The following is a 22,032-nucleotide window of genomic DNA, read 5'->3' on the forward strand; positions in this document are numbered from 1 at the left end:
CTCCCAAGTGCGCAGCGCCACGGCCCAGTTGACGCCACGGAGAGGAGCGACCATGTCGCCCGCAGCCGCCCCGCCCCCCTGGTCGCGCCGGGGCTTCCTCACCGCCTCCGGCGCGAGCGCCGCGGCACTCGCCCTGGGCGCACCGGCCGGCCGCACCCCCGCCGCGGCCGCCGCCCGCACCACCGGCGCCGCCCCCGACGACCCCTTCGCCACCCTCCGCCGCCGCTGGTGCGACCTCGCCCTCGGCACCGGCTACGACCCGGGCGCCGCCCCCTACGCCACCGCCCTTCAGGAGACCGGCGACCTGGCCACCCGCTACCAGCGCACCCTGGCCCCCGCCGCCGGCTCCCTGTGGCCCGACAGCCCCTACGACCCGCCCTCCGGCATCACCCGCAGCTACGACCGGCTCGCCACCATGGCCCGCGCACACGCCCAACCCGGTACCGGCCGCACCGGCGACCCGGACCTCGCCACCGCCGTCCGCACCGGCCTCGACCACCTCGACCGCACCGTCTACCACCCCGCCACCACCCCCTACGGCAACTGGTGGGAATGGCAGATCGGCAGCCCCAAACTCCTCCTTGACACCCTCGCCGTCCTCGACGAACACCTCCCCGGCGGCAGCGGCGACGACCTCCGCGCCCGCTGCCTCGCCGCCGTCGACCACTTCGTCCCCGACGGCGCCCTCGGCCCGTACACCGGCACCAGCACCGGCGCCAACCGCGTCGACCTCTGCCGCGTCGTCGCCCTCCGCGGGGTCCTCGGCCGCGCCCCCGCCAAGATCGCCCTGGCCCGCGACGCCCTCTCCCCGGTCTTCCCGTACGTCACCCGGGGCGACGGCCTCTACGCCGACGGCTCCTTCGTCCAGCACACCTGGGTCGCCTACTCCGGCACCTACGGCGCCGTCCTGCTCGACGGCCTCGGCCGCCTCTTCACCCTGCTGCGCGGCTCCGCCTGGGAGGTCACCGACCCCCACCGGCAGCTCGTCCTCGACAGCGTCGAGCACGCCTACGCCCCGCTGCTCCACGACGGCCTGATGATGGACAGCGTCAACGGCCGCGCCATCAGCCGCGGCCACCTCCGCGGCGACGAACGCCACGTGCTGCGCAGCGACCACTACCACGGCCACGCCCTGATCGCCGCCGTCGCGCTGCTCGCCGAAGGCGCCAGCAGCGCCGAACGGAACCGCTGGCACGCCATGATCAAGGGCTGGATCGTCCGCGACCGCACCCTGCCGGTGCTCACCGACCGGCAGTACGCCGTCGCCGACCTCGCCCGCCTCGCCGCCGTCGACGCCGGCCCCGCGCCAGCCGCCCCCGAACCCGTCGGCCACCGCCTCTTCCCCGCCATGGACCGCGCCGTCCACCGCCGCCCCGGCTTCACCGCGGCCCTGGCCATGGCCTCCGACCGCATCACGTACTACGAGAACGGCAACGGCGAGAACCGGCGCGGCTGGCACACCGGCGCCGGAATGCTCTACTACTGGCCCGCCGGCCGGGCCGGCGACCAGTACACCGACGCCTTCTGGCCCACCGTCGACCCCTACCGCCTCCCGGGCACCACCGTCTCCACCCGACGGCTGGCCGACAACGAGGGCGGCGGCTGGGGCGAACCCAAACCCGCCGCCCGTTGGGTCGGCGGCACCACCGACGGCACCTACGCCGCCGTCGGCCAGGACCTGCGCGGCCTCGCCGCCACCCTCACCGCCCGCAAGTCCTGGTTCGCCCTCGCCGACTGCGTGGTCTGCCTCGGCGCCGGCATCACCGCCCGCGACGGCGTCCCCGTCGAAACGATCGTCGACAACCGCAACCTGGGGGAGCACGGCACCGCCACCCTCACCGTCGACGGGACGCCCCAGCCCACCGCCGCCGGCCGCAGCACCGTCCGCCGGCGCGCCCACTGGGCCCACCTCGCCGGCCACGGCGGCTACGTCTTCCCCGGCGGTGCCCCCCTTCACCTGCTCCGCGAGGACCGCACCGGCCACTGGTCCGACATCAACACCACCTCCACCACCACCCCCTACACCCGCCGCTACGTCACCCTCTGGCACGACCACGGCACCGACCCCACCGACGCCGGCTACGCCTACCTGCTGATGCCGGGCGCCACCCGCCGTGCCCTCGCCGCCCGCGCCGCCGACCGGCACTGGTTGCGCGTCCTCGCCAACGACGCCGACCGCCAGGCGATCGCCGTGGACCCGCTCGGCGTAACCGCCGCCAACTTCTGGCGGGCCGGCACCGCGGGCCCGCTCACCGCCGACGGCCCGGCCAGCGTGCTGATCCGCGAACGGCGCACCCCCGGCCGACACGACCGGACCGCAACCGTGTGCGTCGCCGCCCCCACCCGCACCGGCGACCCCCTGGCACTCACCTGGTCCCGGCCGGTCCGCGCGGTCCTGCACCACGACCCGGACGTCACCGTCCTGGCCGCCGAGGACGCCCTCCACCTGCGGCTGGCCCCCGGCACCGGCTGCGCCACCCTGACCTGCACCGTGCTGCTGCGCTGAGGGGCCCGGCCCGCCGCAAACCCGCGGACGACACACCATCACCCGGGTGGCGTTTGTCGGCACCGCACAGACGCTGGACACCGCGTCCACCCCGGCACGGCCCAGTAGTCGGGCCGCGTGCAGCGCGGTTCTGTACCGCCTGCCCACGAAATCGCGCTCGACGTTGTACGAAACCGACATCGGTGTGCGGGCCCTCGCCCACGTACCGTCGATACATGACCACTGTCGAAGATGTGCCCGCCGGCGCCAACGATGCCCGCGGGCGCGTCGCCGAACTGCACGCGATCCGTGAGCAGGTGCGGCGAGGCCCCAGCGAGCGAGCCACCGAAGCGCAGCGTGCCAAGGGCAAGCTCACCGCCCGCGAGCGGATCGACCTGCTGCTGGACGAGGGTTCCTTCAACGAGGTCGAGCCGCTGCGCCGGCACCGTGCCACCGGTTTCGGCCTGGAGGCCAAGAAGCCGTACACGGACGGTGTGATCACGGGTTGGGGCACGGTCCACGGCCGGACCGTCTTCGTCTACGCGCACGACTTCCGGATCTTCGGCGGTGCGCTGGGCGAGGCGCACGCCACCAAGATCCACAAGATCATGGACATGGCCATCCAGGCCGGTGCCCCGTTGGTCTCGTTGAACGACGGCGCCGGGGCCCGCATCCAGGAGGGCGTGTCCGCGCTCGCCGGTTACGGCGGCATCTTCCAGCGCAACACCAAGGCGTCGGGCGTCATCCCGCAGATAAGCGTCATGCTCGGCCCGTGCGCCGGCGGCGCGGCCTACTCGCCGGCGCTGACGGACTTCGTGTTCATGGTCCGGGAAACCTCGCAGATGTTCATCACCGGCCCGGACGTGGTCCGCGCGGTCACCGGTGAGGAGATCACCCAGAACGGGCTGGGCGGCGCGGACGTGCACGCCGAGACCTCCGGCGTCGCGCACTTCGCCTACGACGACGAGGTCACCTGCCTCGAAGAGGTCCGCTACCTGCTGTCGCTGCTGCCGGCCAACAACCGGGAGAACCCGCCGGCGGTGGCCTGCGAGGACCCCGCCGACCGCAGCTGCGAGACCCTGCTCGACCTCGTCCCGGCGGACGGCAACCGGCCGTACGACATGCGCAAGGTCATCGAGGAGATCGTCGACGACGGCGAGTACCTGGAGGTCCACGAGCGCTGGGCCACCAACATCATCTGTGCGCTGACCCGCTTCGACGGCCGGGTGGTCGGCATCATCGCCAACCAGCCGCAGTCGCTGGCCGGCGTCCTGGACATCGAGGCGTCCGAGAAGGCCGCCCGCTTCGTCCAGATGTGCGACGCGTTCAACATCCCGATCGTCACGCTGCTGGACGTCCCCGGCTTCCTGCCCGGCGTCGACCAGGAGCACGGCGGCATCATCCGCCACGGCGCGAAGCTGCTCTACGCGTACTGCAACGCCACCGTCCCGCGGATCTCCATCGTCCTGCGCAAGGCGTACGGCGGCGCGTACATCGTCATGGACTCCCAGTCCATCGGCGCGGACCTGACCTACGCCTGGCCCACCAACGAGATCGCGGTGATGGGCGCCGAGGGCGCGGCCAACGTCATCTTCCGCAAGCAGATCGCTGAGGCGGACGACTCCGAAGCCATGCGCACCCGCATGGTCAAGGAGTACAAGTCCGAGCTGATGCACCCCTACTACGCGGCCGAGCGCGGCCTGGTCGACGACGTCATCGACCCGTCGGACACCCGCCACACGCTCGTCCGCGCCCTGGAGATGCTGCGCACCAAGCACGCGGACCTGCCGGCCCGCAAGCACGGCAACCCGCCGCAGTAGTCCCCGCCACGACCGTCCTTCCCCCTCTCACCTCCACGGAGAATCGAGACCGCAGTGAACCCTGCCCATGCCAGTGCCGTCACCGCCGCTCCCATCCGCGTCGAGAAGGGCCAGGCCAGCGAGGAGGAGCTGGCCGCGCTGACCGCCGTCCTGCTGGCCCGCGCCGCGCACCGGCCGACGACCGGCTCGACCGGCCCGCGTCCCACGGCCGCCCGCTGGCGCCGCCTGGAGCGGCAGCTGGGCTTCCACGGCGCCACCAGCTGGCAGCGGTGACGCAGCGCCCGCGCTAGCGCACCACGCGACGGCCCCCACACGTTCGGTGTGGGGGCCGTCGCGCGTGGGGGGCCGCGCCGGGGCGTGTGCCGTTCCGCCGCGGGCCGCCCTCGGCCCGCCGGACCGGCGAAACCCTCAACTCCGCGCCACCGCAACGGGGGAGGCCCCCTCGGGCGACTCCGGCACCCGCACCTCCGCCGGCTTGAGGTACAGCGTCAGCACCGCCGCCACGACGTACAGCCCGGCGAAGATGAGGACCACGCCGGCGGGGCCCAGCGGGTCGAGGAACACGCTGACGATGGCGGGCCCGACGAACGCCGCCCCGCCGGCACCGAGGTTGAGCAGGGCCATCGCGCCGCCCTTGTTCTCGGGTGCGAGCGCCGGCACCAGGGCGGAGATGGGCACGAAGCCGGCGAGGGTGACCCCGTAGAGCATGCCGACGCCCAGGGCGACCCAGTAGTGCGGGCCGACCGCCAGCGGGACGAAGTACAGGGCGAGGGTGGTCACGGCGCAGCCCAGGCCGCCGAAGGTGGCGATCGTGCGCCGCCAGCCGATTTTGTCGCCGATGGCGCCGAAGAGCAGGTTGCAGAAGACGTTGGTGCCGTAGATGACGGCGAGCAGGGTCAGCCAGCGGCCCTCCCCGAAGCCCAGTTCCTTGCCGAAGAACGTGGGCAGGAACACCAGGAAGCCGAACTCCGGTGCGGTGTTGATGATGCGGACGACGCAGCCGACGGCGACCTTGGGATGCGTCCAGGCGATGGAGAGGCTGGAGAGCAGCGATTGGACGGGGTTGACGCCGGGCGGGGCGAGCCGCGCGAAGCCGGTGCGCTCGCGGAGGCCGAGCAGGCAGCAGACGCCGCCCAGGGCGATGATGCCGAGCGCGACCCAGAGGGTGCCCATGGGGCCGAACCAGGGGTTGGTGACGCCGGCGACGAGCGAACCGAGCGTCGGCAGCCCGCCGGTGAAGGCGACGTAGAACCAGCCCACCGCGGTGCCCATCCGGGCCGCGGGCGCGGTGGCGGTGATCCAGACCAGGAAGCCGAACGCGAAGAGCGGGTAGCCGAAGCCGCGCAGGCCGTAGAAGACCAGCATCAGCGGGTAGTTCTGGGGGCCGAGCGCGAGGGTGAGGTAGAGGACGTCGAAGACGATCCAGACGACCAGGCCCAGTTGCATCACCCGGCGCGGGCCCCACAGGTCGGAGAGGGCGCCGGAGAGCCAGGAGGCCAGCATCACCGTGACGCCGTAGGCGGTGATCACGTACGAGGCGCGGACCTCGGTGCCGGCGCCGTGGTCGGCCATGAACGGGGCGATGAAGCCGGCCTCCACCCCGTCGCCGACCATGAACAGCAACACGCCGAGATAGCCGAAGACCAGTGCCTTGGGGATGCCGATCCGGTCGAGGAGAGTGGGTGGTGCCATGGCGCGCCTCCGGCGGTTGCGGGTGGGGCGGGTGTGATGGGAGCAGCATGAATCCTGTGAACTTCACATGCAAGGTGTGATGCATGGGTTTCTTGGCGGCACTTCTCACATAGTTACGGGCTTATGCGCCCGCCAGGGGTGACGTATCTGTGATCTGGGTGTTAAATCCAACAGGGACAGAAACAAAGGAGTGTGCCTGATGACCACCGAACACGCCGGCCTCGGACACCACCCCGAGACCTTCCGCGAGGACTGGCTGGAAGGACTCGCCGACGCCTACGCACGCACGGTGCGCCGGGTCCCGGGCGCCTACGGAGTGGTCGGCCGGCACGCGCCCCGCCCCGGCAAGGTCGCACTCGTCATCGGCGGCGGCTCCGGCCACTACCCCGCCTTCGCCGGCCTCGTCGGCCCCGGCCTGGCCGACGCCGCCGCGATCGGCGACGTCTTCGCCAGCCCCAGCGCCGAGCAGATCTACCGCACCGCCCGGGCCGCGGACGGCGGCGCCGGCGTCCTGCTCAGCTGCGGCAACTACGCCGGCGACGTCATGCACTTCGGCCTGGCCGCCCGCCGGCTCGCCGCCGAGGGCACCGCGACCCGCACCGTGCTGGTCACCGACGACGTGGCCAGCGGGCCGCCGCCCGTCGAGGGCCAACCGATCGACCCGTCCCGCGACCGACGCGGCGTGGCCGGCGACTTCTTCGTCTTCAAGGTCGCCGGCGCGGCCGCCGAACGCGGCGACGACCTGGACGCGGTCACCCGCATCGCCTCCCGCGCCAACGCCCTGACCCGCACCTTCGGCGCCGCCTTCGCCGGCTGCACGCTCCCGGGCGCGACCGAGCCGCTGTTCACCGTCAACGCCGGCACCACCGAACTCGGCATGGGCATCCACGGCGAACCGGGCCTGCGCAGCACCCGCCACCTGACCGCCGCCGAACTCGCCGACGAACTCGTCGGCAACCTGCTCCCGGACCTGCCCGAACCCCCGGCCGGCGGCCGCGGCCGGGTCGCGGTCCTCCTCAACGGCCTCGGCCGCACCAAGTACGAGGAACTGTTCGTGGTCTACCGGCAGGTCAACCGCCGGCTGCGGGCGGCCGGACTGCACCCCTTCCGGCCCGAGGTCGGCGAGTTCGTCACCTCCTTCGACATGGCGGGCGTCTCGCTGTCGCTGATGCTCCTCGACGACGAACTCGCCGCGCTCTACGACGCCCCGTGCGACACCCCGGCGTTCCGCCGCCTGCCGCGGACGCCCGGGGAGGGCGACGACGAGCGGACGGCGGGAGCGGGCGAGCCGCGGCCGGCCGCCGCGACGACCGGACACCCCGGCTCCCTACGGGACGGCGTGGCCCCCGGCGGGGGGCTGCCCGTGACCACGGCGCTGCACGCCGCGCTGGAGCTGGTCGCCGCCAACGAGGACGAGTTGGGGCGGCTGGACGCGGTCGCCGGGGACGGGGACCACGGCATCGGCATCGTGCGGGGGCTGCGCGCGGCCGCCGCGGCGGCCCGCAACGCCGAACCGGGACCGGCCGGTGACCCGCGGTCGGCCGGCGCCGCCCTGCTCGCCGCGGGACTGGCGCTGGCCGACGCCTCCGGCGGCGCCTCCGGGGCGCTGTACGGCGTGCTCCTCGCCGAGACCGGCGCGGCCCTCACCCGGGCCTCCGGGGACGCCGCCGGCGCGCTGCTGCTCGCGGACGCGGTGGACGCCGCCCAACGGGCCGTCGGCGAACTCGGCGGAGCCCAGGTGGGGGAGAAGACCATGCTGGACGCCCTCGACCCGTTCCGGCGCGAGCTGCGCGCCCGCGCCGCCGAGGGCCTGGCCAAGGCGTGGCAGGCCGCCGCGGAGGCCGCCACCCGGGGCGCCGCGGACTCCGCCCACCTCACCCCCGCCCGCGGTCGCGCGGCCCGCATGGGGACCCTCGGCCACGGCCACCCGGACGCCGGCGCGGTCTCGCTCGCCCTGCTCCTCACGGCCGTCGGCACCACGCTGCGCTGACCGCTGACCGCCTGACGCTCGATGCCCGCCGAGCGTCAGGCGGAGCGCTCCCGGGGGCCCTGCCACGCCTTCGGCCAGATCAGCCAGGACTGCGTTCCCGCCGGCCCCCTGAACCACCGCACCGCACTCTGCGGCGACCTGAGGCTGAGGTGCGCCCGGCCGCTGACGCTGATCACCTGCGCCCGCCCGTCCTCGTACGCCAGCCCCCAGGCGGCGATGTGCCCGTCCATCTCCCCGCCCCCGACGGGGTACTGCTGCGCGACGGCGAACAGCCTCGGCGCCAACTCATCGGCCATGGTGACAAGTTCGGGGTGCAGGCTGCCGACCGGGTGCGGGTTGCTGGTGCGCTCGGGGCTGTTGGCCTGTGACGCTACGGTTTCCATGAGTCCTCCTGTGAGGGGTCGAAGCCCTGATGGAGAGTGGCCTTGGTCACAAGGTAGCGATCCAGTGGGATGTAGTCCATTGATTCTGTGGAATAGAGGTCAACGACCCTCGTGTGGGGGATGATTCAACGTGGTGCGAGAGAAGAGAGGGAAGGCCATGCCCCCAAGCGGTGTCCCGCCAACGGCACGACAGCGGCGGCTCGGTCGAGAGCTGCGCAGGCTGCGTGAGCAAACGGACATGACTGCCACGGAGGCAGGGGTATTCCTTGGTGCCTCTCAAGCGCGGATGAGCAGCATCGAGGCCGGACGCTATGCGGTGAGCGCTGACCGGGTCCGTGCGCTCGCCCACCACTACAGCTGCACGGACCAGGAGTTGATCGAGGCCCTGGCTGCAATGACCGGCGGCAGGACGCGCGGATGGTGGGAGGAGTATCGGGAGATTCTTCCGCTTCACATGTTGGATCTCGCTGAACTCGAACACCATGCCATCGCGTTCCGGATTGCTTCGATGCTTGTGGTACCTGGATTGCTGCAAACCACGGAATACGCCCGCGCGATCTTTGCCGCATGCGAGCCACGTTTCCCGCCGCCCGAGGTGGAACACCGCGTCTCGCACCGGATCAAGCGGCAGGCGGTTCTGTATGGGGAACGGCCTCACCCGTTGACCGTCATCCTCCACGAGGCTGCCTTGAGACTGGGTGCCGGCGGCCCTGCGGTCATGCGTGCGCAACTTGAGCACCTGATGGATATGAGTGAACGCGACGACATCACGCTCCTGGTTATCCCCTTCGGTGCAGGGGCGTTGCCCAACTCCGGTCAGTCCATCGTCTACATCGCCGGAGCTCTCCAACAACTGGACACCGTGCAGCTCGACACTGATCACGGGCAGGAACTTGTCGACGCGGAAGCGAAATTGGCGAACTATCGAATCATCTTGGATCGCATGGAATCGAGTGCACTGAAACCGAACGAGTCCCGCAGTCTGATCCATAGCATCGCCCGAGAACTCTGAAAGGGACGGCACATGCCAACGTACGACTGGCAGAAGTCTTCGTTCAGCGGCCAGGCAGCCAACTGCCTCTACGTCGCGGCCCCCGACAACTCCACCATCAAGCTCCGCGAGAGCGACGACCCCGACGTCATCCTCACGACCACCCCCGCCAACCTGAAGGCGTTCATCCTGGCCGTCAAGGCGGGGGAGTTCGACCACCTGGTTGACGACTGAGAGGAACGCGTGCCCGTGTATGAGTGGCAGAAGTCTTCGTTCAGCAACAACGCGGCCCAGTGCCTCTACGTCGCCGCCCCCGACCGCGACACGATCAAGCTGCGCGAGAGTGACGACCCGGACGTCATCCTCACCACGACCCCCGCCAACCTGAAGGCGTTCATCCTGGGCGTCAAGGCGGGGGAGTTCGACCACTTCGTCGAGGAGGGGGGAGCGCGTGGCGGAGGAGAGGTCGCCGGGTGCTCCCGTGCGCCGCACCTGTGACCTTGTCCGTGCCGTTCGCCGACGGTGAGGGTTGAGCGACAGGTCACACCGTGCGGGCGGAAGTGAGGGAACCATGGGAAAAAGGGGCGGGGACCACTCGGGCAAGCCCGACACCTCAGGGAGCGACGGGCACCGCGAGAAGCCGCCGGGCCCGACCAAACCGTACGAGCCCCCGAAGAAGTGACGGTGGGATGACCACTCAGGAGCACCTGGTCCGGACGCTGTGGGGCAAGAAGGTGTTGCCGCCGGAGTGGCAGAAGGCCGTGGCCTCGGTGGATCGTGCCCTCTTCATTCCCGACGTCATCGAAGAGGGCGACGTCACCAGGGACCCCGAGAGGTGGTTGCGGGCGGTCTACTCGGACGCGCCGGTCGTGACACAGGTCAACGGTGGGAAGAGCGCACCGGACGGGGCGTTCCGCCTGTTCACGTCGTCCTCCTCGATGCCCTCGATCATGCTGGAGATGCTGGGGCTGCTCGATGTGCACGAGGGGCACCGGGTGCTGGAGATCGGGACGGGCACCGGGTACAACGCCGCCTGGCTCTCCCACCGGTTGGGGGAGCGGAACGTGACCAGCGTCGAGCTGGACGAGGCCGTGCTGTCCCGCGCTGTGGACAATCTGCGCCGGGCCGGTTTCCAGCCGGCTACCGTGCTGGGGAACGGCCGCGACGGGTACCGCCGGGGCGCGCCGTACGACCGTGTCATCTGCACCTGCACCATGCGCGACGTGCCGGCGGCGTGGTTGGAGCAGTGCCCCGACGGGCGGATCGTCACTCCGTGGGGCAGCAGCTTCTTCAGCGGCTCGTACGCCACGTTGGACGTGGTGGACGGGGTGGGCCGCGGGGCGTTCTCCGGCTATCCGGGCTTCATGTGGGACCGCACCCACCCGGGGGGCGCCGGCCGGGTGGGGGACGTCTACCACCAGGAGCAGGGGGCGAAGAGCAGCACCGACATCGCGCCCCAGCACGTCATCCAGGATGGGCCGGCGTTCTTCACCGGTCTGCGTCTCACGGACGTCTGGTACCGGTGGTGTGCGGCGGACGACGACAGCGGGGAGGCGACGCTGTGGCTCTTCGCCGACGACAGGAAGTCCTGGGCCGCGGTGGAGTACGCACCGGATCAGGAGACGTACGAGGTGGAGCAGTTCGGCACCCGTGCCCTCTGGGACGAGGTGCGGGCGGCGTTCCTCCAGTGGTACGAGCTCGGGCAACCGGACCGGTCGCGGTTCGGCCTGTCGGTCGACGGGACGGGGCAGCGGGTGTGGCTGGACGACCCGGACAACATCGTCGGACGGCCGTAGGCGGGCGCACCGCACGAAAAGAAGCCCCCGTATCCGGCAGTTCGCCGGATACGGGGGCCTTTCGACGTGTGGGGCTGGCTACCGCAGCCGGGCCATCAGCGCGTGCTCGACGAGCGTGATGAGTGCGCTCTTCGCCTCGCTGCGGTGGCGGGCGTCGGTGGTGATGATCGGCGCGTCCGGGCCGATCTGCAGCGCCTCGCGGACCTCGTCCGGGGTGTAGGGCTGGTGGCCGTCGAAGCCGTTGAGGGCGATGACGAACGGCAGGCCGCTGTTCTCGAAGTAGTCGACGGCGGGGAAGCAGTCGGCGAGGCGGCGGGTGTCGACCAGGACGACGGCGCCGATGGCGCCGCGGACCAGGTCGTCCCACATGAACCAGAAGCGGTCCTGGCCCGGCGTACCGAACAGGTACAGGATCAGGTCCTGGTCCAGGGTGATCCGGCCGAAGTCCATCGCCACGGTCGTGGTCGTCTTGTCCGGTGCGTGCGTGAGGTCGTCGATGCCCGCCGACGCGGAGGTCATCACGGCTTCGGTGCGCAGCGGGTTGATCTCTGAGACGGCCCCGACGAACGTGGTCTTGCCCACGCCGAAGCCGCCCGCCACCACGATCTTCGCCGAGGTGGTGGAGCGGGCTGCACCGCTAGAGCTTGCGAAGTCCACTGAGCACCCTTTCGAGCAGTGTCACATCTGGCTGTCCGCCGGCGGTCTCGTCCCCGCCGGGCTGATGGATGGCGACGAGTCCGGCCTCCGCCAGGTCGGCGACGAGGATCCGGGCGACGCCGAGGGGGATGGAGAGGAGGGCCGAGATCTCGGCCACTGATTTGATCTCGCGGCAGAGGTGGCAGATGCGCTGGTGCTCCGGCAGCTGGCCCTGCAGCTTCGCGGGATCGGCGGTCGTGCTGACCAGCGCCTCGATGGCGAGCTGGTAGCGCGGCCGGGTCCGGCCTCCGGTCATCGCGTACGGCCGCACGAGGGGGTTGTTCATCCCGCCCATGGGGGCGGGCTCGGGCGCCGGCCGCGGCGGCTGCACCGGCTGGATGCGCGGCGGCTGCGGCTGGTCGTACGGCGAGGGCTGGGTCGGCCGGGGCCCGTAAGGCTGGGAGCGGTACGGGCCCTGCTGCTGAGCGGGGTGCTGCGGCGGCTGGGGCCGCTGCGGCCTGCGGCTGGGCGCCGACGGGAAGTTGAAGCGGTTGTGATGGGTCTCGCCCTGGGGGCCGGACTGCTGTCCGGATCCATACGGGTAGCCGCTCGGGGGCGTTGCCACGTCTCCTCCTCCAACTTGCCTGTCTGACGCCGGTCGCGCCACCGAACCCTATGGTGCGGTGGCGGGAAACGCACTGCCTGTCTGCTAGTTGAGAAGGCTCCCCTGCAGTTCTGCGCGCAGGTCGGGCGTCAGGACGCTGCCCGCGCGGTCGACCAGGAGGGCCATCTCGTAGCCGACGAGGCCGATGTCGCACTCGGGGTGCGCCAGTACGGCCAGCGAGGATCCGTCGGAGACGGACATGATGAAGAGGAAGCCGCGCTCCATCTCCACCACGGTCTGGTTGACCGTCCCGCCCTCGAAGATGCGGGACGCGCCGGAGGTCAGCGACGTCAGGCCGGAGGCCACCGCCGCCAGCTGATCCGCTCTGTCACGGGGGAAGCCTTCGGACATCGCGAGGAGGAGACCGTCCGCGGAGACCACGACCGTGTGGGACACCCCGGGGGTGTTCTCCACGAAGTTGGTGATCAACCAGTTCAGATTCTGCGCCGCCTGGCTCATCGGGCTCACACTAACGCTCCTGATCGTAGGTGCTGCCGGGGCCGAAGCCCTGTTGGTCATTCTGGGGGACCCCCGAGGAGGGGTCCGTGCCGGTACCGGCGCTGCGCCCCTGCTGGACACCGCGGCGCAGATTGCTCAGCCTGCCGCGGACGTCCTCCGGAGCGCGGGAGACCTGGGGGCCGCCCTGCGTACTCTGCTCCGCGGTGCCTTCGACCAAGTTGGCCTTGGGCACCCGCCGAGGGAGGCCGGAAGCGGTGACCCCGCCCGCCGACGGCTGGCGCAGTCGCCCGGCCCGCTGCCAGCGCTCGTCGTTCTCGCTGCGCCAGGTGGAGCCCTCGTTCTGGCCGGCCTCCGGTGCGGATTCCGGCTGACCGTGCGGCGAGTCGGCTCCGCGGCGCGGAAGACCGGCGTCGGTCAGCGAGTGGATCACGCTCGCGGCGGGGTCGGGACGGTCGAATGTTACGCGCTCAGACGCATCAGCGGGAGCGGCAGTTGCATTCCGGTCAGATTCCGCTTCGGTTCCGAAGTGGCCGTCGTACGCCGGGGGTTCGCCCCAGCCGCCGTGCTGGCCGGTGTCTTCGGGGGCGTAGGGGTACTGACCGGTGTCTTCGGGGGCGTAGGCGTACTGGCCGGTGGTGTCGGCGGCGGTCGGTTCGCCGAACGCCTCGGCGCCGTAGGAACGGTCGTCGTAGAGCGGCTGTCCGGACTCCGCATACCCGGCGGGAGCCGGCTGGTACGGCGCGAACGGGTCCTGCGGGCCGTCCACCGGCAGCTCGTCGCGGAACAGCGGCCGGTGGTCCAACGGCTCGGCCGCGGGCTGCCCGGTCGTCTGGGCCTCCAGCGCCGCCCGGCGCTCCTCGCGCAGCAGCGAGCGGCCCACCGGGTCCATCTCGGACGGGGTCCCGGGGTGCCCGTGGAGCCCGTCGTCGAAGCCCAGTTCGGCGGCGGTGCGGTGGTCGCCCTCGTAGACGTTCTGCTGGTGCTCGGGGACGATCCGGGAGACGGTGAAGGTGTCGTCGACCTGCCCGTCGCCGCCACCGCCGTGCGTGATCGCCTCCGGCAGCATGACCAGCGACGTGGTGCCGGCCTGCTCGCCCGAGGGGCGCAGCTGGACCCGGATGCCGTGCCGGTCGGCCAGCCGGCCGACCACGAACAGGCCCATCCGCTGGGAGATCGCGGCGTCCACGCTCGGCGGGTTGGCCAGCTTGTGGTTGATGTCCGCGAAGTCCTCGGGGGTCAGCCCGATGCCCTTGTCGTGGATCTCGATCATGATCCGGCCGTCCGGCAGCCGGGTCGCGGCCACCTTCACCTTGGTCTGCGGCGAGGAGAACGTGGTGGCGTTCTCCAACAGCTCCGACAGCAGGTGGATGAGGTCGGTCACGGTCGTGCCGTGGATCTCGCTCTCCGGGACGCCGCTGAGTTCTATTCGCTCGTACGACTCCACCTCGGAGGTGGCCGCCCGCAACACGTCGATCAGCGGCACCGGCTGGTTCCAGCGGCGGCCGGGCTCCTCGCCCGCGAGGATCAGGAGGTTCTCACCGTTGCGGCGCATGCGCGTGGCGAGGTGGTCGAGCCGGAAGAGGTTCTCCAGCTGGTCCGGGTCGGCCTCGTTGTTCTCCAGGTGGGTGATGAGCTCCAACTGGCGCTCGATCAGGCCCTGGTTGCGGCTGGAGAGGTTGGTGAAGATCGCGTTGACGTTGCCCCGCAGCAGCGCCTGCTCGGCGGCGAGCCGGACCGCCTCGCGGTGCACCTGGTCGAAGGCGCGGGCGACCTCGCCGATCTCGTCCGTGGTGGCGATCGGGATCGGCGCCACCCGGGTGTCGACGCGGCCCGGGTCGGTGCGGGAGAGCTGGTCGACCAGCATCGGCAGCCGCTGTTCGGCGACGCCGAACGCCGCATTGCGCAGCGCCCGCATGTTGCGGCTCATCCGGCGGGCCATCAGCCCGGCCACCACGAACGCGATGGCGAGCGCGGCCAGCACGATGCCGGAGTCGATGAAGGTGGACTGCTTGGCGTCCGAGGAGATCTGCGCGGCCTCGTTGACCGCCTTGTTCGCGAGGTCGTTCTCGATGGACCGGTACATGTCGAACTTGCCGGTGGCGGCCTGGAAGTACGCGTCCGGCGTGACGCCCTTGAGGGCCAGCTCGTCCGGTGCCGCGCCGGAGGCGATCAGGGTGGACATCTGGTCCATCGACGGCGGGGCGTGGAACGTCTGGCCGGCCGCCTCCGCCTGCGACTTCGCCCGGGCGACCTGCTGCTGCGCGGACTGCTGGAGCTTGGCGGCGTCCGACTTCAGCCGTGCCACGTCCTCGGGCATGCCGCCGGAGGTGTACTCGCCGATGGCGATGCCCTCCAGGTAGCGGTACGACGCGAACGCGGTCAGCTGGAGCTTGTGCTCCTTGCCGCCCTGCGGGGACGCCGGGTCGACCAGGAGGTGGGTGCCGATCGAGCGCTCCAGCGACTCGGCGGCCTTCGCCAATGCGACGGCGTAGACGGTGCGCCCGTAGGAGGTGATGTTGCCGGTGCCCAGGCCGAGTTCGTTGGCGAACTCCATCAGCGGGTGCTGGATCTCGACGTAGCCCTCTTCGGTCTGCACGCCGGGGAGCTTGGCGGTGAAGGCGACCTGCCGCAGCTGCGCCAGCTTGGGCTCGGTCTTCTCGAACAGCGCGAGCCGACGCTTCAGGCCCGGCTTGTCCGGGATGTGCTTGGCGGCGTCCTGGAAGGCCCGGCCGGCGGCGTCGGTGGTGTCCCGCGCCTCCTGGACCGCCGGGTCGTCCTTGTGGCCCTTCAACAGCGGGGCGGCGGTGCGGTCCCGCTCGTCGATCAGGGCGTTGCTGTAGGAAAGCGCGGCGCGCACGAGCTTCGCCGTGTTCTCCGCGTCCTGGGCCTCCTGCCACGTGGCGAAGGAGTTGTTGACCCGCAGGCCGCCGAAGACCAGACCGACGAGGACGGGGATCAGCAGGATGGCGTTGAGTCGGGTGGCCACCCGCCAGTTGCGGGGCGCGTACTTGCCGCCGCTGACCGGGGGCTTCGCGGCCGGGTTCGCGGGCGCGTCGGAAGCCGGAGCGCCACCCTCACGGGGTGGCGGCGTGAAGTTGCCCCGCCGCGGTTCCTGCGGCTCGGGGCTCGTCGTGCTTCGCCTCACTCGACCAACAACCTCTCGGCGACGGCACGGTCGTGCAGTGCCGTTTCTTCTGGGCGTTACTACTCCGGAGTTCAGCGAATTTCAGCACGTCAGGGCTGTGCGTTCCAAACACCGGACAGAGCCGGAGGGACCCTCCAAGAGCGCCAGATAAAAGGGGCGTTAAGGGCGAGGCGCGCCAAATGGCGGGAGAAGTGTGAGCGCAGCGAAGCCGCACATGCGCGTGCGGTGTCGAAGTCGACCCGATTCACTGTCGAAACGTTATGAAGGCCCGAACAGGCGTGTCGAAGGACACAGATCACGTTCCCCGAGAGTGGGAACCGGCCGCGGGCAGGCGTCAGGAACCCCCTACGACGCCTGCCGCATGGCCCGCACCGGACGGCGCGGGCCATGCGGCGGCCGTTACCGCAGCCGGGCCATCAGCGCGTGCTCGACGAGCGTGATGAGCGCGCTCTTCGCCTCGCCGCGGTGGCGGGCGTCCGTGGTGATGATCGGGGTCGCCGGACCGATCTGGAGGGCCTCGCGGACCTCGTCCGGGGTGTGGACCTGGTGGCCGTCGAAGCCGTTGAGGGCGATGACGAACGGCAGGCCGCTGTTCTCGAAGTAGTCGACGGCGGGGAAGCAGTCGGCGAGGCGGCGGGTGTCGACCAGGACGACGGCGCCGATGGCGCCGCGGACCAGGTCGTCCCACATGAACCAGAAGCGGTCCTGGCCCGGCGTACCGAACAGGTACAGGATCAGGTCCTCGTCGAGGGTGATCCGGCCGAAGTCCATCGCCACGGTCGTGGTCGTCTTGTCCTGGACGTGGCTCAGGTCGTCGATCCCCGCCGACGCGGAGGTCATCACGGCCTCGGTGCGCAGCGGGTTGATCTCCGAAACGGCGCCCACGAACGTGGTCTTGCCCACGCCGAAGCCGCCCGCCACCACGATCTTCGCCGACGTGGTGGAACGGGCCTGGCCCTGGTCGGGGCCGGCGTCAGAGCTTGCGAAGTCCACTGAGCACCCTCTCCAGCAGGGTCACGTCCGGCGTGCCGCCGGCCTCGCCGCTGCCGCCCGGCTGGTGGATGGCCACCATCCCGGCTTCCGCCAGGTCCGCCACCAGGATCCGCGCCACGCCGAGCGGGATGTGCAGCAGCGCGGAGACCTCCGCGACCGACTTCACCTCGCGGCACAGGTGGCAGATCCGCTGGTGCTCGGGCAGCAGGCCGGGCAGCTGGGACGGGTCGGCGGTCGTGCTGACCAGCGCCTCGATGGCGAGCTGGTAGCGCGGCCGGGTCCGGCCTCCGGTCATGGCGTAGGGGCGCACCAGCGGCTGGTCACCTTCGCTCCCGTACGGCGCTGAACTGTAGGCGCCGTACGGGCCGGAAGTGGCGGGTGGCGGGGTCATGGGTCCTCCGGACGGGACAACTGACTGTCGTCGGGTTGGGCCGGTGGGGGGTACGGCTCGGATGGATGAGGGGTCACCGGCTGCGGTGCGGCGCTGCGGACGCCGCGGGCACTCAGTTCAGCAGACTGCCCTGAAGCTCGGCGCGCAGGTCGGGCGTCAGCACCGTGCCCGCGCGGTCGACCAGGAGGGCCATCTCGTAGCCGACGAGGCCGATGTCGCACTCGGGGTGCGCCAGTACGGCCAGCGAGGATCCGTCGGAGACGGACATGATGAAGAGGAAGCCGCGCTCCATCTCCACCACGGTCTGGTTGACCGTCCCGCCCTCGAAGATGCGGGACGCGCCGGAGGTCAGCGACGTCAGGCCGGAGGCCACCGCCGCCAGCTGATCGGCACGGTCGCGAGGGAAGCCCTCGGACATCGCGAGGAGCAGTCCGTCCGCGGAGACCACCACCGTGTGGGACACCCCGGGGGTGTTCTCCACGAAGTTGGTGATCAACCAGTTCAGATTCTGCGCCGCCTGGCTCATCGGACTCAACTAACGCTCCTGCTGGTGTGTGGGATCGACAATGCCGTGGTTGCCGGTGGACGACGTCCCGGCCTGTCGGCCCTGCTGGATGCCCCGACGGAGATTGGTCAGCCGGCCGCGCACGTCGCCGGGGGCGCGGGAGACCTGCGGACCGCCCTGCGGGGCTTGCTGCTGCGCGGTGCCGGCGACCAGGTTGGCGCGCGGCACCCGACGGGGCAGACCGGACGTGGTGACGCCGCCCGAGGCCGGCTGGCGGATCTGCTCCGCCTGTCGCCACGCCGCGTCGTTCGGCGAGGTCCGCCACTGCGCGTCGGGGTCGGCCGGGGCGCCCTCGCGGGCACCGCCCGTCGGCACGCGGTCCGTCGGTGCGCCACCGGCCGGCGCCCCACCGGGTGCGGCACCGTCCTGGCCGCCCTCGCGGCGCGGCAGCGGTGGCACACCGGCGGCCGCCGCGGCCGGGGTGTTGAACCAGTTGGACTCGATGGTGTCGAAGATCGGTGTGCGGGCGTCGCCGGCCCGGTCGTCCGGGGCGCCGAGCGGACCGCCGCCCAGCGGGTCGCGGAGCGGATCGGCACCCAACGGGTCCCGGCCCGCCGGGGCCCGGTCGACGTCGGGCCGCCGGACCTGCCCGGTCTGCTCGCCCTCGGGGCGCGGGAACTGACCGGTCGTCTCGAACGGGCCGGTGCCCTCCAGCTGACGGGCGTCGAACTGGCCGGTGGTGAACTGGCCGGTGTCGACGTCGGGTCGGGGGAACTGTCCGGTGTCGAACTGCCCGGTGTCGAACTGTCCGGTGTCGGTGTTCGGCCGCGGGAACTGCCCGGTGCCCTCCGACTGGCCGTGCGTCTCGAACGGCCCGGTGCCGAACTGGCCGGTGTCGAACTGGCCCGTGTCGGCGTCCGGTTGACGGAACTGGCCGGTGTCCCCGGGGCCGCCGGCCGGCCGGCCCGGCCCGCGGCCGGCGGTCGGGACGTCGTCCCTGGCGGCGCCGGGCCGCGGCCCGTTGAAGTCGGGCCGGGGGAACGCGGCGGTGTCACCGGGGCCGGCGGCCGGCGCGGGCCGCTCGAAGCTGCCGGTGCTCTCCGGCTCCTCGTGGCCCCGCGGCCCGTCCTGCGCCTCACGGGGCGCCAGCGGCCAGTCGTCGTCCACACCGCGGTCGCGGCGCACGCCCAGGGGCGCGCCGCCCGGCCGCTGCTCGGTGCCCGCGGGCGTCGAGCCGGCCCCGCGGCCCGGCAGTTCGGGGGCCGCCGGGGAGTTCCGCGCCGGCAGCTGCGGGCGCTCCTCGCGCGGGGGCAGGCCGGCGGGCGGCGCCACGGTCGGGGTGCGGCCGTCGTCGGCGCCGCGCGGGGAGTCCGCGCCGCGCTGGGGGTCCGCACCGCGGACCGGCAGTGCGGGTCGGGCGCCACCGGCGGCCGGCGCGTCGTCGCGGGCCGGGGTGGCCGGTGCGGGGCGGCCGCCGGGAGCCGGCGCGCCGAAGGCGTTCGGGGCACCACCAGGTGCACCGCCCGGTGCGCCGCGACCGGGCAGCGCGGGCCGCCCGCCGGGGCCGGAAGCGACCTGGCCGCGCGGCTGGAGCCCGGCCAGCCGGCTGGTGGGCGCGCCACCGCCCTCGGCAGGGCTCTTGGCGGTGCTCGGCGCCGGCTTCTTGCCGCCCTGGGCGACGTCGACCGGCAGCATGACCAGGGCGGTGGTGCCGCCGGAGTCGGACGGCCGCAGCTGGATGCGGATGCCGTGCCGCAGCGACAGCCGGCCGACCATGAACAGGCCCATCCGCCGGGACACCGAGACGTCCACGGTCGGCGGGCTGGCCAGCCGCTCGTTGATCGCCGACAGGTCCTCGGGGGAGAGGCCGATGCCGGTGTCGTGGATCTCGACCAGCACGCGGCCGTCGGGCAGCGCGTGACCGGTCACCTTGACCTTGGTCTGCGGGGAGGAGAACGAGGTGGCGTTCTCCAGCAGCTCGGCCAGGAGGTGCACCAGGTCGTTGACGACCCGGCCGGCGACCTCGGTCTGCGGGACCGCGCTCAGTTCGATCCGCTCGTACTGCTCCACCTCGGACGCGGCGGCCCGCAGGACGTCGACCAGCGGCACCGGCCGGGTCCACCGGCGACCCGGCTCCTCACCGGCGAGGACCAGGAGGTTCTCGCCGTTTCGGCGCATGCGGGTGGCGAGGTGGTCGAGCTTGAAGAGCGAGGAGAGCTGGTCCGGGTCGGCCTCGCGGGACTCCAGTTCGGAGATCAGCGAGAGCTGACGCTGGATCAGGCCCTGGGAGCGGCGCGAGAGGTTGGTGAACATCGCGTTGACGTTGCCCCGCAGCAGCGCCTGCTCGGACGCCAGCCGGACCGCCTCGCGGTGGACCTCGTCGAACGCCGCGGCCACCCGGCCGATCTCGTCCCGGCTGTGCACGCCGACCGACTCGACGGAGGTGTCCACGTCCTGCGGGTCGGCCTCGGACAGCTGCTTGACCAGTTCGGGCAGCCGGTCCTGGGAGACCCTCTGGGCGGTGTCCTGCAACCGGCGCAGCGAACGCACCATGGAGCGGGCCACGACGAACGCGCCGACCAGCGAGACGCCGAGGACCAGCAGGATCACCACACCGTTGATGATCGCGTCCTGGGTCGCGGCGTTGCGCAGCTCGCGGGACTTCTGGTCCATCTCGGACAGCAGCGAGGTCTCGATCCGCGACATCTCGTCGATCTTGACGGTGTCGGAGTCGTACCAGTCGAGGTACTTGTACTCCTGGCTGCGGATGCCGTTGGCGCTGGCGAAGGCGCGGTGCGCGAACGCGTAGGCCGCCTTGATCTCGTCGTTGTTGCCGTCCAGACCGCGGGTGAGCGCCCCGGCGTTGCCGCTGTAGATCTGGGAGAAGCGGTCCCGGGCGGCCTTCTCGTTGTCCTCGGCGCTCCGGCCGAACTGCCGGTCGTTGGCCGAAAGCTGCGGCCCGCCCGGGTGCGCCAGACCGGCGCTGACCAGGGCGCGCTGGATCGACGCGTACTCCTTGGCGGACGAGAACGCCGCCAGCGCACGGGTGCTGCGGATCATCTCCGGGTTGCTGGTGGCCTGCGCCATGTCCTGCGAGAGGTCCAGCAGGGAGGCGATCAGCTGGTTGTAGGCGGTGACGGTCTGCGCGGCGTTGTTGTCGTCCTTGTAGGCGTTGGAGCGGATCTCGTTCAGGGTGTTGAGCTGGCGACCGATCTCCAAGATGGTCGCCCGGACGCCCGCCATGGTGGCGTCGTCCGGCTTGATGTCGCCGGTGGCCTGGTTGAACGAGGTCTTGGCGCGGTCGGTGGCCTCGCGCGGGGCCACCACGCTGGCGTCGTCCTTGACGTTGCCGGTGCCGGCCAGCGGCCCGGCGGACTTGTCGCGCTCGACCTGGAGGGCGTCGGCCAGCTCGGTGGCCTGCCGGGTCATCTCCGTGAGCAGCTGCATCTTGTCGAGCTGGTCGATGTTGTCCAGCTCGGTGTTGACGCGCAGGGCGCCCAGGGTCGTCGCCGCGACGACGGGCAGCGCCAGCAGGGAGACCAGACGGGTGCTGATGCGCCAGTTGCGCAGCGCTATTCGACTGCCTGGCCCACTGGGGCCGTTCTTGGGCTTGCCGCCGTCCGCGGCGTCTTCGCCCGGAGTCTGGCCGCGGTCTGTCCCGCCGCGCAGCTCCGGGTCCGCCGCAGCGTTGCCATCCCTCTTGAAACGTCCCTGCACTAGCTTCGCAACCTCTGGACCAGGCGCCCCACCGCGCGAACGGCGGGACGGTGTCGAGTCGAAGGGGGACCGCGAAGTCCCCCGTGGCGGTCGTGAGTGACCGGCGGGCCGTCCCCTCTGGCCGAGAGAGCGGCACCACCGCGCGGCGCTCCTTCGCACCCTGCGCGCCGGTGGAAAAGTGCGGCGGTCCGTGGAATTCCAGCACAGTGCCGGATCTCCAACAAGAGCGGAGCCAGCCGCCTTGCCGCGAGTGACGCACGGTGCGGAGCACGTCACGACCGGTAGAAGACGCTGCGCAAGATTTCGGACTTTTGCCCGCGAGTCGCCCGCCCTCGCACCCTGTCCCAGGTGCGGTGATCAGGAGC

Annotated in this window: 18 protein-coding genes; 8 read left to right on the plus strand and 10 right to left on the minus strand. The window is 71.8% G+C overall.

Annotated features, from left to right (window positions below):
• Positions 1 to 52: 52 nt before the first annotated feature.
• The 3 genes from ABD385_RS07025 to ABD385_RS07035 all read left to right on the plus strand — a co-directional run bounded on the left by ABD385_RS07025 (position 53) and on the right by ABD385_RS07035 (position 4,578).
• Positions 53 to 2,506, plus strand: a complete 2,454-nt coding sequence (locus ABD385_RS07025) for a polysaccharide lyase 8 family protein (RefSeq protein WP_344574135.1) — start codon at positions 53 to 55, stop codon at positions 2,504 to 2,506.
• A 215-nt stretch (positions 2,507 to 2,721) separates the two neighbouring features.
• On the plus strand, positions 2,722 to 4,305 hold the full coding sequence (locus ABD385_RS07030; protein WP_344574136.1) for an acyl-CoA carboxylase subunit beta: 1,584 nt from the start codon (positions 2,722 to 2,724) through the stop codon (positions 4,303 to 4,305).
• 54 nt (positions 4,306 to 4,359) lie between these two features.
• Complete coding sequence (locus ABD385_RS07035; RefSeq protein WP_344574137.1) at positions 4,360 to 4,578, plus strand: acyl-CoA carboxylase epsilon subunit; 219 nt, start codon at positions 4,360 to 4,362, stop codon at positions 4,576 to 4,578.
• A gap of 135 nt (positions 4,579 to 4,713) precedes the next feature.
• Here the strand turns inward: ABD385_RS07035 and ABD385_RS07040 are convergent, their stop codons facing one another.
• On the minus strand, positions 4,714 to 5,997 hold the full coding sequence (locus tag ABD385_RS07040) for an MFS transporter (RefSeq protein ID WP_344574138.1): 1,284 nt from the start codon (positions 5,995 to 5,997) through the stop codon (positions 4,714 to 4,716).
• A gap of 199 nt (positions 5,998 to 6,196) precedes the next feature.
• On the opposite strand from ABD385_RS07040, the gene ABD385_RS07045 reads away from it, so the two are divergent.
• Entirely contained in the window at positions 6,197 to 7,987 is a 1,791-nt protein-coding gene (locus tag ABD385_RS07045) for a dihydroxyacetone kinase family protein (RefSeq protein WP_344574139.1), read from the plus strand.
• A gap of 35 nt (positions 7,988 to 8,022) precedes the next feature.
• Here ABD385_RS07045 and ABD385_RS07050 read toward each other — a convergent pair whose 3' ends face one another.
• Positions 8,023 to 8,370: a hypothetical protein gene (locus tag ABD385_RS07050; RefSeq protein WP_344574140.1), complete on the minus strand. Its 348-nt coding sequence runs from the start codon at positions 8,368 to 8,370 to the stop codon at positions 8,023 to 8,025.
• A 157-nt stretch (positions 8,371 to 8,527) separates the two neighbouring features.
• Between ABD385_RS07050 and ABD385_RS07055 the strand changes: the two genes are divergently transcribed.
• The 4 genes from ABD385_RS07055 to ABD385_RS07070 all read left to right on the plus strand — a co-directional run bounded on the left by ABD385_RS07055 (position 8,528) and on the right by ABD385_RS07070 (position 11,157).
• The gene (locus ABD385_RS07055; RefSeq protein ID WP_344574297.1) at positions 8,528 to 9,382 is read left to right on the plus strand and encodes a helix-turn-helix domain-containing protein; all 855 of its coding nucleotides are present in this window, start codon (positions 8,528 to 8,530) and stop codon (positions 9,380 to 9,382) included.
• Between the two features lie 12 nt (positions 9,383 to 9,394).
• Positions 9,395 to 9,595, plus strand: a complete 201-nt coding sequence (locus tag ABD385_RS07060; RefSeq protein ID WP_344574141.1) for a DUF397 domain-containing protein — start codon at positions 9,395 to 9,397, stop codon at positions 9,593 to 9,595.
• Positions 9,596 to 9,610: 15 nt separating this feature from the next.
• Positions 9,611 to 9,859 carry a DUF397 domain-containing protein gene (locus ABD385_RS07065; RefSeq protein ID WP_344574142.1) on the plus strand — a complete coding sequence of 83 codons (249 nt, stop codon included), beginning with the start codon at positions 9,611 to 9,613 and terminating at the stop codon, positions 9,857 to 9,859.
• Positions 9,860 to 10,050: 191 nt separating this feature from the next.
• Positions 10,051 to 11,157 (plus strand): methyltransferase domain-containing protein, encoded by a 1,107-nt coding sequence (locus ABD385_RS07070; protein ID WP_344574143.1) that lies wholly within the window; start codon positions 10,051 to 10,053, stop codon positions 11,155 to 11,157.
• A 78-nt stretch (positions 11,158 to 11,235) separates the two neighbouring features.
• Here the strand turns inward: ABD385_RS07070 and ABD385_RS07075 are convergent, their stop codons facing one another.
• The 8 genes from ABD385_RS07075 to ABD385_RS07110 form a co-directional block, all read right to left on the minus strand.
• A complete protein-coding gene (locus ABD385_RS07075; RefSeq protein WP_073447656.1) occupies positions 11,236 to 11,814 on the minus strand; it encodes a GTP-binding protein in 579 nt (192 codons plus the stop codon).
• Positions 11,795 to 12,418 (minus strand): DUF742 domain-containing protein, encoded by a 624-nt coding sequence (locus ABD385_RS07080; protein ID WP_344574144.1) that lies wholly within the window; start codon positions 12,416 to 12,418, stop codon positions 11,795 to 11,797. The genes ABD385_RS07075 and ABD385_RS07080 overlap by 20 nt, the downstream gene beginning before the upstream one ends.
• Before the next feature lie 84 nt (positions 12,419 to 12,502).
• Positions 12,503 to 12,916: a roadblock/LC7 domain-containing protein gene (locus ABD385_RS07085; RefSeq protein ID WP_020963651.1), complete on the minus strand. Its 414-nt coding sequence runs from the start codon at positions 12,914 to 12,916 to the stop codon at positions 12,503 to 12,505.
• Positions 12,917 to 12,926: 10 nt separating this feature from the next.
• Positions 12,927 to 16,061: a sensor histidine kinase gene (locus tag ABD385_RS07090; protein WP_344574145.1), complete on the minus strand. Its 3,135-nt coding sequence runs from the start codon at positions 16,059 to 16,061 to the stop codon at positions 12,927 to 12,929.
• A gap of 399 nt (positions 16,062 to 16,460) precedes the next feature.
• Complete coding sequence (locus ABD385_RS07095) at positions 16,461 to 17,054, minus strand: GTP-binding protein (protein ID WP_016576236.1); 594 nt, start codon at positions 17,052 to 17,054, stop codon at positions 16,461 to 16,463.
• Complete coding sequence (locus ABD385_RS07100) at positions 17,035 to 17,445, minus strand: DUF742 domain-containing protein (protein ID WP_016576235.1); 411 nt, start codon at positions 17,443 to 17,445, stop codon at positions 17,035 to 17,037. The genes ABD385_RS07095 and ABD385_RS07100 overlap by 20 nt, the downstream gene beginning before the upstream one ends.
• 112 nt (positions 17,446 to 17,557) lie before the next feature.
• Positions 17,558 to 17,971, minus strand: coding sequence for a roadblock/LC7 domain-containing protein (locus ABD385_RS07105; protein ID WP_221909680.1), 414 nt, complete (start codon positions 17,969 to 17,971; stop codon positions 17,558 to 17,560).
• Positions 17,972 to 17,980: 9 nt separating this feature from the next.
• Complete coding sequence (locus tag ABD385_RS07110; protein WP_344574147.1) at positions 17,981 to 21,667, minus strand: sensor histidine kinase; 3,687 nt, start codon at positions 21,665 to 21,667, stop codon at positions 17,981 to 17,983.
• Between the last annotated feature and the right edge of the window lie 365 nt (positions 21,668 to 22,032).

The sequence above is a fragment of the Streptomyces lunalinharesii genome (assembly GCF_039532155.1).
Classification (GTDB): domain Bacteria; phylum Actinomycetota; class Actinomycetes; order Streptomycetales; family Streptomycetaceae; genus Streptomyces; species Streptomyces lunalinharesii.